Annotated in this window: 10 protein-coding genes and 1 tRNA gene; 3 read left to right on the top strand and 8 right to left on the bottom strand. The window is 70.6% G+C overall.

What is annotated here, in order from left to right; translation table 11 throughout:
- Positions 1 to 37: 37 nt before the first annotated feature.
- From BHU15_RS14725 to BHU15_RS14690, 8 genes are all read right to left on the bottom strand, one after another.
- Positions 38 to 1723 carry a trypsin-like serine protease gene (locus tag BHU15_RS14725; protein WP_069627611.1) on the bottom strand — a complete coding sequence of 562 codons (1686 nt, stop codon included), beginning with the start codon at positions 1721 to 1723 and terminating at the stop codon, positions 38 to 40.
- 186 nt (positions 1724 to 1909) lie between these two features.
- Positions 1910 to 3970, bottom strand: coding sequence for a transcription termination factor Rho (gene rho / locus BHU15_RS14720; protein WP_069627610.1), 2061 nt, complete (start codon positions 3968 to 3970; stop codon positions 1910 to 1912).
- Positions 3971 to 4362: 392 nt separating this feature from the next.
- The gene (thrB, locus tag BHU15_RS14715; protein ID WP_023538653.1) at positions 4363 to 5283 is read right to left on the bottom strand and encodes a homoserine kinase; all 921 of its coding nucleotides are present in this window, start codon (positions 5281 to 5283) and stop codon (positions 4363 to 4365) included.
- Positions 5284 to 5614: 331 nt separating this feature from the next.
- Positions 5615 to 6685: a threonine synthase gene (gene thrC / locus BHU15_RS14710; RefSeq protein WP_069627609.1), complete on the bottom strand. Its 1071-nt coding sequence runs from the start codon at positions 6683 to 6685 to the stop codon at positions 5615 to 5617.
- A 7-nt stretch (positions 6686 to 6692) separates the two neighbouring features.
- A complete protein-coding gene (locus BHU15_RS14705) occupies positions 6693 to 8003 on the bottom strand; it encodes a homoserine dehydrogenase (RefSeq protein WP_171908368.1) in 1311 nt (436 codons plus the stop codon).
- Between the two features lie 134 nt (positions 8004 to 8137).
- Entirely contained in the window at positions 8138 to 9529 is a 1392-nt protein-coding gene (gene lysA / locus BHU15_RS14700; RefSeq protein WP_069627608.1) for a diaminopimelate decarboxylase, read from the bottom strand.
- 16 nt (positions 9530 to 9545) lie between these two features.
- Positions 9546 to 10544: an ArgS-related anticodon-binding protein NrtL gene (gene nrtL, locus BHU15_RS14695; protein WP_069627607.1), complete on the bottom strand. Its 999-nt coding sequence runs from the start codon at positions 10542 to 10544 to the stop codon at positions 9546 to 9548.
- Positions 10545 to 10617: 73 nt separating this feature from the next.
- Positions 10618 to 11112, bottom strand: a complete 495-nt coding sequence (locus BHU15_RS14690; protein ID WP_079128144.1) for a response regulator — start codon at positions 11110 to 11112, stop codon at positions 10618 to 10620.
- Between the two features lie 125 nt (positions 11113 to 11237).
- On the opposite strand from BHU15_RS14690, the gene BHU15_RS14685 reads away from it, so the two are divergent.
- The 3 genes from BHU15_RS14685 (at position 11238) to BHU15_RS14675 (ending at position 14828) form a co-directional block, all read left to right on the top strand.
- A tRNA-Arg gene (locus tag BHU15_RS14685) sits at positions 11238 to 11309 on the top strand.
- A gap of 631 nt (positions 11310 to 11940) precedes the next feature.
- Entirely contained in the window at positions 11941 to 14427 is a 2487-nt protein-coding gene (locus tag BHU15_RS14680) for a sensor histidine kinase (protein ID WP_079128143.1), read from the top strand.
- Positions 14424 to 14828 (top strand): roadblock/LC7 domain-containing protein, encoded by a 405-nt coding sequence (locus BHU15_RS14675; RefSeq protein WP_023538660.1) that lies wholly within the window; start codon positions 14424 to 14426, stop codon positions 14826 to 14828. Before BHU15_RS14680 ends, BHU15_RS14675 begins: the two co-directional genes overlap by 4 nt.
- Positions 14829 to 14879 lie beyond the last annotated feature (51 nt).

The raw sequence follows: 14879 nt of genomic DNA, 5'->3' as shown, positions 1-14879 counted from the left end.
CGGTCGGTGACCGGTCAGCCGGTTCTCACCTGCGGTTTCACGCGATGGTGTGGTAGCCGGTCCAGCCGGATCCGATCTTCACACCTGTGGCGAAGATCTCGGAGGTGGCCTTGCCGGTGCCCTTGAGCAGGTACAGGCTGCCGGCCGCGTTACGGACCACGACGTCGGGCTTGGCGTCGCCGGTCACGTCGCCCGGGGTGGCGATGGTGGTGTACGCGGACCAGTTGGTGCGGACCACGACGGGCGTCTCGAACGGGGCGGCGGCGTTGCCGGTGCCCTTGGCGAGAAGCAGGTCACCGGTGCTGCCCCGGCGGACCAGCAGGTCGGGCTTGCCGTCGTTGGTGAAGTCACCGTGACCGCGCACCTGGTTGTAGAGCTGGTAGCCGGTGCCGACCGCGGTGGAGGCGCTGAACTTGCCGTTGCCCAGGCCCGGGTAGAGCCGGAGCTGGCCGGTGGAGGCGACCGCGAGCAGGTCGGGGTGGCCGTCGCCGGTGACGTCACCGGGGGTGACGATCGCGCGGAAGGTGTTCCAGGCGCTGAAGATCTTGGTCTTCGTGTACGTGGAACTGGTCGCGGAGCGGTGCAGCCAGTACACGTCGCCCGAGTTGCCGCGCGCGACGAGGTCCTCGTAACCGTCCCGGTTCAGGTCGGTCTGGACGACCAGGTTGTACGCGCTGAAGGAGCCCGTGAACGCCTTGCGGGAGGCGAACGTGGAGCCGGTGGAGGTGAAGGTGTAGGCCTTCCCGTCCGAGCTCGTACGGGCCCACAGGTCGGCCTTGGTGTCCCGGCTGAAGTTGGTGTCCTCGATGCGCGGCTGGAGGGCCGGCATGTAGGTCGACACCTTGGTGTACACGTCGTACGTGCCACCGAAGTTGCACAGCTCGGACTGTGTGGCGACACCCCAGGAGGTGACGCCGATGATCCGGCCGTTCACCATCATCGGGCTGCCGGAGTCACCGGGGCAGGTCGCCTTGCCGGTGGCGTCGTTCCCCGTACCGCCGTTGCCCGCGCAGATCATGTGCCCGGCCTTGTACGCGCCGGGCAGACCGAGCGAGGTGTCGAGGTTCTCCGAGCACTCGGCGTCCGAGCGCAGCGGCTGCGTCACCCGCTGGAGGGTGTCGGCCAGCCGGTCGTCCGGGGACGAGCCGGTCATGCCCCAGCCGTAGGTGGTGGCGGTGGTGCCCGGCGCGTAGCGGGTGGTCTCGCGGTACGGCGCGGGCTGCGCCGGGGTGCCCGTGAGGGGCTTGGCGAGCGTCAGCAGCGCGACGTCGTTGTCGATGGTGTCCGCGTTGTACGAGCCGGCGTGGTACGAGCGGCTGATGGAGACCGCGGTGCCCTCGTCGTTCGGACCGCCGGCGAGCTTGGCCGTGTTGGCGAGAATCATGCCGCGCCCGACCATGTCGAGCGCTTTCCCGTTCTCGTCGGTGACGCAGTGCGCCGCCGTAAGAACCTTGTTGGGCGCGACGAGCGTTCCACCACAGGTGAAGTAGAAGTATCCGTCGTTGTCGAACTCGAAAAGCAGCTGCACCATCCAGGGCGCGCTGCTGATGGAGGTGTTCGTTCCGCCGATGATGCGCGTGGAGACGTCCTTGGTACTGACGACCTCGGAGTTCTTGGGCGGCAGGAACTTCTCGCCGCCGTTGTCATCGGCCTGGGCCGTGCTCGCCAGTCCGCCGGAGAGGACGGCGACTACCGCCGTACCGCAGGCAATGAGTCTTCCCATTTTCGATACAGGTCTGCCATGAGGCGACACACGCACGCAAATCTCCCACTAATCAAGGGAATTGGTTTGGCGCCGTGTGGGGGGATGGAACGGCTAAACGAATGTTACATGCAGAAATCCGCCCCGTCACCGGAGTAACGGGGCGGATCCATAAGGAAGTTGAGCAAACGGACGTCAGTGGGTACGTCAGTCGTTGCCGTTTCCGGGGGACGGAGTCGTCTTCTGAATCTGAAGCAGGAACTCGGCGTTCGACTTCGTCTTCTTCATTTTGTCCAGCAGCAACTCGATGGCCTGCTGCTGGTCGAGCGCGTGCAGCACCCGGCGCAGCTTCCAGACGACGGCCAGCTCGTCGCTGCCGAGCAGGATCTCTTCCTTACGGGTGGAGGACGCGTCCACGTCGACCGCCGGGAAGATGCGCTTGTCCGAGAGCTTGCGGTCGAGCTTGAGCTCCATGTTGCCGGTGCCCTTGAACTCCTCGAAGATCACCTCGTCCATGCGCGAGCCGGTCTCGACGAGCGCGGTGGCCAGGATGGTCAGCGAACCGCCGTCCTCGATGTTGCGCGCCGCGCCGAAGAAGCGCTTCGGCGGGTAGAGCGCGGTCGAGTCGACACCACCGGACAGGATGCGTCCGGAGGCCGGGGCCGCGAGGTTGTACGCGCGGCCCAGGCGGGTGATGGAGTCCAGCAGGACGACCACGTCGTGACCCAGCTCCACGAGGCGCTTGGCGCGCTCGATGGCCAGCTCGGCGACGGTGGTGTGGTCCTCGGCGGGGCGGTCGAAGGTCGAGGAGATGACCTCGCCCTTCACCGACCGCTGCATGTCGGTGACCTCTTCCGGACGCTCGTCGACGAGGACGACCATCAGGTGGCACTCGGGGCTGTTGACCGTGATCGCGTTGGCGATGGCCTGCAGGATCATGGTCTTGCCGGTCTTCGGCGGGGCCACGATCAGACCGCGCTGGCCCTTGCCGATCGGTGCGACGAGGTCGATGATCCGCGTCGTCAGCACACCCGGGTCGGTCTCCAGGCGGAGCCGGTCCTGCGGGTAGAGCGGGGTGAGCTTCTGGAACTCCGGCCGCCCGCGGCCCGATTCGGCCGCCATGCCGTTCGCCGAGTCCAGGCGCACGAGCGCGTTGAACTTCTCGCGGCGCTCGCCGTCCTTGGGCTGGCGCACCGCGCCGGTGACGTGGTCACCCTTGCGCAGGCCGTTCTTACGGACCTGGGCGAGCGACACGTACACGTCGTTCGGACCCGGCAGATAGCCGGAGGTCCGGATGAACGCGTAGTTGTCGAGGATGTCGAGGATGCCCGCGACGGGGATCAGCACGTCGTCGTCGGCGACCTGCGGCTCGCCGCCGCCACCGAACTCCTCGCGGCCACGACGGCCCCGGCGGTCGCGGTACCGGCCGCGCCTGCCGCGCCGGCCGCCCGCCTCGTCGTCGAAGTCGTCCTGCGGGCCGTTGCCCTGGTTCTGACCGCCCTGGCTCTGGCCCTGGCGCTGCTGGCGCTGGCCGCCGGCCTGCTGGCCGCCGCCCTGCTGGTCGTCGCCCTTGCCGCGGCGGTCACGCTGGCGGCTCTGGCGGTCGCCACGCTCACCGCGCTCGCCCCGCTGGCCGCGCTCCTGGCGGTCGCCGCGGCGGCCGTCGGCCTCGGCGCGGTCGGACGCGGAGACGGCGGCCTCGGCCTTGGCGTCGGGCCGCTCGTCCACGACGGTGTCGGTGCCCGACTCGCGGGTCTCGGTCTTGGTGTCCGGGCTGCCCGCCTGCGCGGTGGCCCTGCGCCGACGACGCTCGCCCGCGGGCTGGTCGTCACTGGCCGGCTGGCCCGGGATGTCGATCGAGGAGTCGGCCTTGCCGTCCTTCTCCGTCTTCGCCGCCTTGGCCGGGGCCTGGTCGGCGGGGGCGTCGGCGGCCGGGGCCGCGTCGCCCGTACGGGCCTTGGAGGTGGCGCGCCGCTTGGGCTTCGCCTCGGCGTCGCCGCCGGCCGTCCCGTCGGTCTTCGGCGCGGGCGAACCGCCGCCCTGCGCCTCCTTGATGACCTCGATCAACTGGCTCTTGCGCATCCGCGCGGTGCCCCTGATGCCGAGGCCTGACGCGACCTGCTGGAGCTCGGCCAGGACCATGCCGTCGAGGCCGGTGCCGGAGCGGCGGCGCCGTGAGGTGGTGCCGGTGGCAGCACCTTCGGCGGGCGCGGCGGTGTCGACGCTGTTGTCGGCGCTCACGCCCATCAGATCGGTGGTGTCGCTCACGAAGGGTCCTTCCCTGGAGCGGACGTCGGCCTTCTGGCTCGGCGACCGGTTGTGCTGTCCGACCGCGGGTTGTGATCGTGTCGATCACCGGCCGAAGTCGGGGCGATGGTCCCGCCGGGTACGGCGGAAGACTTGCGTACATGCAATGGGTCCGGCCCGAGGTCCCCCTGCTCGGCCCACTCCTGGACATAGCGAGGGGTGTCGTGCCGGTTCCGGGGCGTGCTCAAGACTGCTCAGGCAGGCTGCGCAGGCAGTCGGGGAGGCTCCCGGAAGAATGGTGGTCCCGAATGGGGACGCGAAGCACCGAGCCACAAAGACTTCGGGTGCAGACTTGAGGTTAACACTACCGGCTCCAACAAACATTCCCCCTCTCACTCACCGGCAATCCACCGTCACTGAGATCCCAGCGGCAGAACGGTCGCGCCCGTGCCGTCGAGGCCGAGCCTGTTCGCCGCCCAGCCCTCGCCGGCCAGCCGTGCGACCTTGTCGGCCGCACTGTCCTCGGTCAGCGCCAGGACCGTGGGGCCCGCGCCGGAGATGACCGCGGGGACGCCGTCCGCCCGCAGTCGGTTGACCAGTTCCACGCTCTGCGGCATCGCCGGGGCGCGGTACTCCTGGTGGAGCCGGTCCTCGGTGGCGGCGAGCAGCAGGTCGGGACGCCTGGTCAGCGCCTCGACGAGCAGCGCGGCGCGGCCCGCGTTGAAGCTCGCGTCCACATGGGGGACGGCGCGCGGGAGCAGTCCCCGCGCGGTCTCGGTCAGGACGGGCCGGTCGGGTACGAACACCACGGGGACCACGGAATCGGCGGCCTCCATACGGATGGCGCGTGCCGCTCCCCCGTCGGTCCAGGCGAGGGTGAATCCGCCGAGCAGACAGGCGGCGACGTTGTCGGGGTGGCCCTCGATCTCGGTGGCCAGCTCCAGCAGCGCCGTGTCGTCGAGCCGGGCGTCGCCGCCTATCGTCACGGCGCGCGCGGCGACGATCCCGGCGCAGATGGCGGCGGACGAGGAGCCGAGGCCCCGGCCGTGCGGGATGCGGTTGGCGCAGACGACCTCCAGGCCGCGCGGCTGGCCGCCGAGCAGGTCGAACGCGGTGCGCAGGGACCGTACGAGGAGGTGGTTCTCGTCGCGGGGCAACGTTCCGGCGCCCTCGCCGGCGATGTCGACGTGCAGCCCGGAGTCGGCGACTCGGACCACCACGTCGTCGTAGAGCCCCAACGACAGGCCGAGGGCGTCGAATCCCGGCCCGAGGTTGGCGCTGGTGGCGGGGACGCGCACCCGTACGGCGGCGGCGCGGAAAGCTGGACCGGCCATCGCTTAGACGACTCTCCTTGTGTGACGGCGAGGAAGGCTGGACGGAGACGGGGCGAGCAGAGGCGGGGCGAACGGAGACGAGGCTGCGAGACTGCGGGATTTCGGCGAGATACGTCAGACACCCGACGACCACGAGGGCGACAACACCGCGGCATATGCGGCGGGGCGGGTCAGGCACACCTTATCGAAGGAAGGTTCTGTGGCGACATAGGGCGCACAGGAGGCGCACGATGCGTGTCGCGTGGCTTCCTGTGCGCCTATGAAGCGTCTTGGTGTGCTTTGTGCGGCCGCGGGGCCGGTTTCCGTGACCACGGGCCGCACCGGGGGCGCGTTACGCGAGTCCGAGCCGCTCCGCCGCCGTCACCGCGTCCACCGGCACGGTGACCGGCTGCGGCGCTCCCGCGACCGCCCAGTCCGGGTCCTTGAGCCCGTTCCCGGTGACGGTGCAGACGATCCGCTGCCCGCGATCGACCTTGCCGTCCTCGGCCGCCTTGAGCAGACCGGCGACGGACGCGGCCGACGCGGGCTCGACGAAGACGCCCTCCTGTGCGGCCAACAGCCGGTAGGCACGCAGGATCTGTCGGTCCGTCACCTCGTCGATGAACCCGCCCGACTCGTCGCGGGCGGCGAGCGCCTGCTGCCAGGACGCCGGGTTGCCGATCCGGATCGCGGTGGCCACGGTGTGCGGGTCCTTGACGACCTCGCCGCGCACGATCGGCGCCGAACCGGACGCCTGGAAGCCCCACATGCGCGGGCGACGGGTGGCCGGGCCGTCGTTGGTGTACTCCGTGTAGCCCTTCCAGTACGCCGTGATGTTGCCGGCGTTGCCGACGGGCAGCACATGGATGTCGGGGGCGTCACCGAGCGCGTCCACGATCTCGAAGGCCGCCGTCTTCTGGCCCTCGATACGGGACGGATTGACCGAATTGACCAGCGCCACCGGGTAGTTGTCGGACAGTCCGCGCGCCAGCGTCAGACAGTCGTCGAAGTTCCCGTCGACCTGGAGGATCTTCGCGCCGTGCACCAGCGCCTGGCCCATCTTGCCCAGCGCGATCTTGCCCTGCGGCACCAGGACGGCGCAGACCATGCCGGCCCGTACCGCGTACGCGGCGGCCGACGCCGAGGTGTTGCCGGTGGAGGCGCAGATGACGGCCTGGGCGCCCGCCTCCTTGGCGTGCGTGATGGCCATCGTCATGCCGCGGTCCTTGAACGACCCGGTCGGGTTGGCGCCCTCGACCTTGAGGTGCACCTCGCAGCCCGTGAGTTCGGAGAGGACCTGGGCGGGGACGAGCGGTGTACCGCCCTCGCGGAGCGTGACCACCGCCGTCGTTTCGGTGACCGGCAGCCGGTCCCGGTACTCCTCGATGATGCCGCGCCACTGGTGGGTGCCGATGCTCGTCATGGGTCCCTTACTCCCCTTCAACACGCATGATGCTGGCGACACCGCGCACGGTGTCGAGCTTGCGCAGCGCTTCGACGGTGCCCGAGAGGGCGGCGTCGGGCGCGCGGTGGGTGACGACGACGAGAGATGCCTCGCCGCCGAGTCCTTCACTGTCCAGCCGGCCCTGCTGGCGCACGGTGTCGATCGACACGTCGTGCTCGGCGAAGACCGTCGCGACCTGGGCCAGTACACCCGGTTTGTCGGCCACGTCGAGGCTGATGTGGTAGCGCGTGACGACCTCGGCCATCGAGCTGACGGGCAGCCGGGTGTACGCGGACTCGCCGGGCCCCGTGGACTCGCCGAGCCGGTTGCGGCACACCGCGACGAGGTCGCCGAGCACGGCGGACGCGGTGGGCGCGCCGCCCGCCCCGGGGCCGTAGAACATCAGTTGGCCGGCCGCCTCGGCCTCCACGAAGACCGCGTTGTACGCCTCGCGCACCGAGGCGAGCGGGTGGCTGAGCGGGATCATCGCCGGGTGCACGCGGGCGGTGACCGACTTCCCGTCGACGGCGCGCTCGCAGATGGCGAGGAGCTTGACGGTGCAGCCCATGCGCCGCGCGGAGGCGATGTCGGCGGAGGTGACCTCGGTCAGGCCCTCGCGGTGGACGTCGTCGAGGCGTACGCGGGTGTGGAAGGCGATCCCGGCGAGGATCGCGGCCTTGGCTGCGGCGTCGAAGCCCTCGACGTCGGCGGTCGGGTCGGCCTCCGCGTAACCGAGCGCCGTCGCCTCGTCCAGCGCCTCGGAGTAGCCGGCGCCCGAGGAGTCCATCCGGTCGAGGATGAAGTTCGTGGTGCCGTTGACGATGCCCAGCACGCGGTTGACCTTGTCGCCCGCGAGGGATTCGCGCAGCGGGCGCAGCAGCGGGATGGCGCCGGCGACGGCGGCCTCGTAGTAGAGGTCCTTGCCGTGCTTCTCGGCCGCCGCGAAGAGCGTCGCGCCGTCCTCGGCGAGCAGCGCCTTGTTGGCCGAGACGACGGACGCGCCGTGCTCGAAGGCGGTGGTGATCAGTGTGCGGGCGGGCTCGACACCGCCGATGACCTCGACCACGACGTCGATGTCGCCGCGTTTGACCAGCGCCGTCGCGTCCGTGGTGATCAGCGCGGGGTCGATGCCCTCGCGCACCTTGGAGGGACGGCGGACGGCGACCCCGGCGAGTTCCAGGGGGGCGCCGATCCGCGCGGCCAGGTCGTCGGCGTGCGTCGTCATGATGCGCGCCACCTCTGAGCCGACCACTCCACAGCCCAGCAGCGCCACCTTCAGCGGACGCGTACGCATCATGCGACCTCGATTCCCTCTCACAGCGATGTGGACCAGTCTCACGCACCGGACGGAAGTTTCACCCCTCCGTCCGTCATGCGAGACATCTATCTCAGCCTTCGGGGCACCGGGCCCTGTCCGGCCTTGCGTGCCGGCTAGCCGACGTCGAGCCGCAGGAGATCTTCCTCCGTCTCACGCCGGACGATGACCCGCGCCGCGCCGTCCTTGACGGCGACGACCGGCGGGCGCAGCGCGTGGTTGTAGTTGCTCGCCATCGAGCGGCAGTACGCGCCGGTGGCGGGGACCGCGATGAGGTCGCCCGGCGCCAGGTCGGCGGGCAGGAACGCGTCGCGTACGACGATGTCACCGCTCTCGCAGTGCTTGCCGACGACGCGGGAGAGCATCGGCTCGGCGTCGGAGCGGCGGGAGACGAGGGCGACGCTGTACTCGGCGTCGTACAGCGCGGTGCGGATGTTGTCCGACATGCCGCCGTCGACGCTCACGTACGTGCGCAGCCCCGGGAGGGGCTTGACGGTGCCGACCTCGTAGAGCGTGAAGGCGGTCGGGCCGACGATCGCGCGGCCGGGCTCGACGGAGATCCGGGGGGTGCGCAGCCCGGCGGACTCGCACTCGCGGGTGACGATCGCGGTCAGCGACTTGGCGATCTCGTGCGGCTCGCGGGGGTCGTCCTCGGGGGTGTACGCGATGCCGAGGCCGCCGCCGAGGTCGATCTCGGGGAGTTCGACGCCGTGTTCGTCGCGGACGGCGGCCAGCAGCTCGACGACGCGGCGCGCGGAGACCTCGAAGCCCGCCATGTCGAAGATCTGCGAGCCGATGTGCGAGTGGATGCCGATGAGTTCGATGCCGTCGAGCCGCAGTGCCCGGCGGACGGCCTCGGCGGCCTGTCCGTCGGCCAGCGCGATGCCGAACTTCTGGTCCTCGTGGGCGGTGGCGATGAACTCGTGGGTGTGGGCCTCGACGCCGACGGTGACGCGGATCTGCACGGGCTGGACGCGGCCGAGGCGCTGCGCGATGTGCGCGACGCGCACCATCTCCTGGAACGAGTCGAGGACGATGCGGCCGACGCCCGCGGAGACGGCGCGCTCGATCTCGTGCACGGACTTGTTGTTGCCGTGCAGCGCGATGCGCTCGGGGGGCATGCCCGCGTCGAGCGCGGTGGCCAGCTCGCCGCCGGAGCAGACGTCGAGGTTGAGCCCCTCCTCCTTGAGCCAGTGGACGACGGCGCGGGACAGGAACGCCTTGCCCGCGTAGAAGACGTCGGCGTCCTTGCCGAAGGCGTCGGTCCAGGCGCGGCAGCGGGCCCGGAAGTCGGCCTCGTCGAGGAAGTACGCGGGGGTGCCGAACTCCTCGGCGAGGCGGGTGACCGGCAGTCCGGCGACGGTGGCGACACCGTCCTCGTCCCGGCGGACCGTACGCGACCAGATCTTCTCGTCCAGGGCGTTGAGGTCGGCGGGCGGCGGGGAGTAGTGGCCCTCGGTGTGCACGTCGGCGTAGCGGGGCCCGGCGGGGTGGGCGGAACGGCTCATGGTCTTCGTGGCTCTCTCAGAGATGTTCGGGCGCGTCGACGCCGAGGAGGGTGAGGCCACCGGCCAGCACCGTCCCGGCGGCTTCGGCGAGTGCGAGCCGGGAACGGTGGGCGGCCGAGGGTTTCTCGTCGCCGGCGGGCAGCGGGCGGCAGGTCTCCTGGAAGTGCAGGAACGCCTCCGCGGTGCGTTCGAGATGGCGGGCGACCCGGTCGGGGGCGCGATGGCGGGCGGCGGCGGCGAGTACGCCGGGGTGGTCGCCGATGGTGTCGAGAAGCGGGCGGGCCCCGGAGTCGCGGGGGTCGCCGCCGCCTGACGGGATGCCGAGACCGGCGGCGTTGCGCAGGAGCGCGCGGGTACGGGCGTGGGCGTAGCGCACCGTGAACAGGGGGTTGGTCTCGTGCTGTACGAGGAGGTCGTCGCCCGTCGCGGGCCGGTCGTGCGCGGCGGGCCGCAGCAGGCCCCAGCGGGCGGCGTCGGGCCCGAGGCGGGCGAAGAGGTCACCCGCGAGGCGGGCGGGCACCGGGCGTACGGTCAGCCGCTCCGTGGCGTCCCCGCCGGTGCGGGCGTCGGCGCCCTGGGCGCGCAGCAGCCGTACGACGGTCTCGGCCCAGACGGCGGCGCGCGGCTCGTCGGCGGGGGCGAGGACCACGGTGGTGCCGGCGAGGGCGTCCCCGTGCCCGTACCGGATCCCGGCGTCGGTGACGGCCCGGACGAGGCCGGCGCGGCTGCCGGGGGCGAGGGTGAAGTTCAGGAAGCCGGGTCCGGTGACGTCGACGCGGCTCAGTCCGGGGCCGGCCCGCAGGATCTCGGTGCGCAGGATGTGCGCGACGTCGTGGGGGCTGCGGCGGGCGGGGCCCGCGAGCCGCAGGGCGACGGAGGTCGCGTAGTCGCCGCTGCCGCCGGGGCCTGGGCGCCCCACCTGGACGCTGTCCGGTACGGGCCCGGTCAGCACACCCTCGTCGACCGCGCGGCGCACGGCGCGCAGCACGGTTCGGGAGAGGTCGGCGGGGGTCACGGGACAAGCGTATGGGAGGAGGGGGACCTCTTCGCGAACCGGTTTCGCGATGCGGGCACCCGGAGGGGCGTCGTCAGCCTCGCGCGCTTCCGGGCGTGCTTCCCGCACGCCCGGCCCCATGCCAGCCGTCCAAGGACGGCGGGCCCTCCCGGCGTATCAGCTGGCGTACGACACTGACGAGCTCGGTCGGCTCGAAGGGCTTGGCGAGGAAGGCGTCCACGCCGGCGGCCGTGCCGGTCTCCACCTCGTACCGCGTACAGGCACTGATGATCGCCACGGGCAGGTGCGAGGTCGCCGGATCGGCCCGCAGCCGGGCGGCGGTGCGGATGCCGTCGAGGCGCGGCATGACGACGTCGAGGGTGATCACATCGGGCCTGACCTGGTGAACGACGTCCAGGCACTCGGCACCATCGGCCGCGGTCACGACCTCGAAGCCCTCCAGCTCCAGGTTGACCCTGATCAACTGCCTGATGACCCTGTTGTCATCGACAACGAGCACCCGGCCTGACGCGCCTGACACAGCTTGAGAGTAGGGCGGCGTCCCGGGCCGCGTCCGGGTTTTCCCCACTTCTCCCCCCGCCCGGGGGACCCCCGGGCGGGGGCCCGGCCGCGCGGCGCTCGCCAAATACCTGTTCACGACGACCCTGTCGGGGCTGGTAAGGTTTCACCCGTCGCCAAGATTCACGGCGATACGCCCCCGTAGCTCAGGGGATAGAGCATCGGCCTCCGGAGCCGGGTGCGCAGGTTCGAATCCTGCCGGGGGCACTTCCGGAACAAAGGCTCTGACCGCGATACGCCGGTCAGAGCCTTTTCTCATGCCCGGACTTCCCTCCTGCGGACGCGGCGCCGTGGATGTCACCGTTGTCCCGGAGTGTCGGGCACTCCGCGTGAGGCCTCGCAGGTTCCGTGATCCGCGCGATGTGTGCGGTGGTGACCGAAATGCCGTTCGTGGCAGGCCTGTTCAGCTCGGCGACTTCTCATGTCCTGACGACATTCTGACAGTTGTTGTTCCAGTCAAGCCGACACGCCGAAGCACCGCCCGGGACATTCCGCTGGCCAGCCGGTCGGAGGCCCAACAGGCCTCGCTGGGCTGGTCAGTTATGGTGAGGATGCAACGATTCGGTGATTCCGCTTACGGATTCGTGGGGACTTCTGCCGCCGGAAATGGCCGAGTTGGATCGTTCGTGGCTGGTTGGACACCTGCATTTTTCGAGGATGTACGCATCCGTAACGAGGTGCTACGGCATAGGATCAAGCCGCGCCACGGGGGCCTCGCCAGTCCCTTGCTCAACGTTGCACACGATCTACTCGCGATCCCCACCGACCCCCCCAACCCGTTAATAGGTATCTGCGTGTCACCGATACTCAGCACCGGTTCCGGCGATGGAGCCGCGCAGTGAAAATCAATCGTCGCCTCGTCCTGCTGGTCACCGTGCCGCTCGTAGTGGCCGTCACCTTCGCGGTACTGGCCCTCGCCCCCGCGACCCAACAGGCGCTCCAGGCCAACCGGTTGACGGCCATGGTCGATGTCGCCTCGTCCGCCAGCCAGTTGACGCACCATCTGCAACGTGAACGGGCGGCGGCCACCGCGCTCGTCTCCACCCAGGGAGACCCCGAAGCGTTCCGTGAGACCTCCAGCGCCACCGACAAGAGTGTCGCGCGATTCCGTTCCGAACTCGGTCAGTTGTCGTCCGTGCCGGGCAACGCGCAGAGCGCGCTCGACCGGATCGACCGGTTCATCGACGAGATGCCCTCGCTGCGCGCCCAGGTGCGCTCCGGTGGAAGCACCGTCACCGCGCTGACGTTCGGCTACCGGATCGTGATCGCCGACCTCATCGACTACCGCGACGGCATCGCCCAGGCCGACGGCGTCGACGCCGACGTCGCCGACCGGATCCGCGCCGCCGCCGCCATCTCGCGGGCCTCCGAGCATATGGGCCAGCAGCAGGTCGCGGTGATGAAGGCCCAGGCCACAGGTGGTTTCACCGAGGCGTCCAAGCGGACCTTCGACGCCACCAGGATCGGCTACACCGAAGCCACCGGCTCCCTCTTCGACCTCGGCCCGCAGCAGTGGCGGACCTGGCTGGAGCGCACCCTCTCCGGCCCGAAGGCCCTGGAGGCGCGCCGGCTGGAGGACACGGTGAGCCGTACCGCGCCGGACCAGGAACTCACCGTCGACCCCGAGGAGTGGCAGAAGGCGTCGGCCGACCGGCTGACCCTGCTGCGCTCGGTCGAGAGCCGGATCGACGACTCCGTACTCAAGACCGTCACCGAGACACGTACCTCGCTCGCCTGGCTCGCCGGCGCCGAGGTCGCGCTCGTGCTGCTCACGCTCATCGGCGCGGTCGTCGTCGCCATCCGGCTCGGCCGCGTGATGATCCGCCGGCTGCGGGATCTGCGCAACGCCGCCCACGAGGTGGCGCACACGGGTCTGCCGCGGGTGATGACCGAGCTGTCCCAGCCCGGCGCGCTCAGCGGTGCCACCCCCGAGCAGGTCGCCGAGCGGTCGGGCAACCCGGTGAAGACCACCGGTCTGGACGAGATCGGCGAGGTCGGTGAGGCGTTCAACGCCGTCCACCACGAGGCCGTACGACTGGCCGCGCAACAGGCGCACATCCACGAGCAGTTCGCCGAGACGCTGGTCGGTGTCGCCCGCAGGGGCGCCCAGTTGACCACCGTCATGGTGTCCGAGCTGGACATGGTGCAGCGCGACGAGGCCGACCCCGAGCGTATGAAGACGCTGTTCGCGCTCGACCACCTCGCGATCCGCATGGAGCGCAACACCAACAACCTGCTGGTGCTCGGTGGTTACGGGCACGGCCGGGTGCGGTCCGCGGACATCTCCTGCTCGACGGTGATCGTGGCCGCCGCGCAGCAGATCGAGCGGTTCGACCGGGTCTCCCTCGGAGTCATCGAATCGGGCATCGGCATAGCCGCGCGCGTCGTCCACGACGTCGCGCACATCCTGGCCGAACTCCTCGACAACGCGACGCGTTTCTCGCCCCCGGACAAGCAGGTCGGGGTCGCGGTCTGGCGGCTGTGGGACCGGGCCGTCGTACAGATAGTCGACGAGGGCGTGGGCATCACCGCCGAGCGGCGCGCCAACCTCAACAAGGGTCTGCTGGAGCCGAAGTCCGGTATCGGCGACGTGCGTTCCATGGGTCTGCACGTGGTCGCGCGGCTCGCCGCCCGGCACGGCATCGTGGTCGAACTGCGGGACTCCTCGGGACCGGGCACGATCGCCGAGGTCACCCTCCCGGCGAACGTACTGGCCGCCGCTCCGCAGGAGACCACGCCGCGTCCGCAGGGCTCGCTGAGCGGGGAGCGTCCCGGCGTACGGTACGAGACACCGCGCCCGATCACCGGGCCCGGCCAGTTCAGCCGCAGGACGAACGCGGGTGCGGGCACCCCGGGCGGCCGGAACGGCATCGGCAGGAACGGCGACGCCGTCGAGTCGGGCGACTACAACCCGGCGGGCGCCGGAGCCCAGGGGTCCAACGGATCCCAGGGTTCCAACGGGTCCGCGGGATCCAACGGCTCCACGGCCACGCAGGAAAACCCCAGCCCCCAGGGCGACGACCGCGCGGGCGCCACCGCGCCCTCCCAGCACCCCGTCCACGCCGAGCCCGTCTCCCGCATCGCCGGAGTCAGCTCCTCGGGACTGCCGCTGCGGCAGCGCAACACGCCCAAGCAGTGGCCCACCTTGGGCAAACGCGACGGCGCCGACCAGCGATCCGGCGCCGCCCCCAAACCGTCGCCCCGCCGCAGGGACTCCCGTCAGGTCTCTGACGTCCTGGCGGCCTACGCACAGGGGATCAACAGGAGCACGAGCCACCGCGGGCGCTCCGCCACCGACGACGACACCCAACGGAGCAAGAAATGACGTCACCCAACGACCTCAGCTGGATCCTGAGCGGCTTCGCCGGACGTATTCCGGAGGTCACCCAGGCCATAGCCGTGTCCGTGGACGGACTGGCACTGGCCTACACGGGGGTGGAGCGGGACGACGCCGACCGGCTGGCCGCCATCGCGTCGGGTGTCGTCAACCTGCTCTCCGCGGCTGCCCAGTTGACCAACACCGACCCGGTCGAGCACAGCCTGACGGCCATGGAGGGCGGCTACATGTTCTCGATGGCCGTGTCCAGCGGCGCCTCGCTGCTGGTGACGACCACCAGGGACGCGGACATCGGCGAGGTCAGCTACATGATGTCCGAGCTGATCAACCAGGTCGGCGACTCCCTGACTCCCCAGGTCCGCGACGCGAACGCGCAGCCCTCGCGCTGACGTCCGGGTCGCCACTCGCCCCCACCGTTCGGTTTCTCGTTCGCCGTTCGC

Origin of the sequence: Streptomyces niveus (assembly GCF_001723055.1) — a bacterium.
Classification (GTDB): domain Bacteria; phylum Actinomycetota; class Actinomycetes; order Streptomycetales; family Streptomycetaceae; genus Streptomyces; species Streptomyces niveus.
The sequence above is the reverse complement of the archived record's forward strand: the minus strand, read 5'-3'. Positions and strand labels throughout refer to the sequence as shown.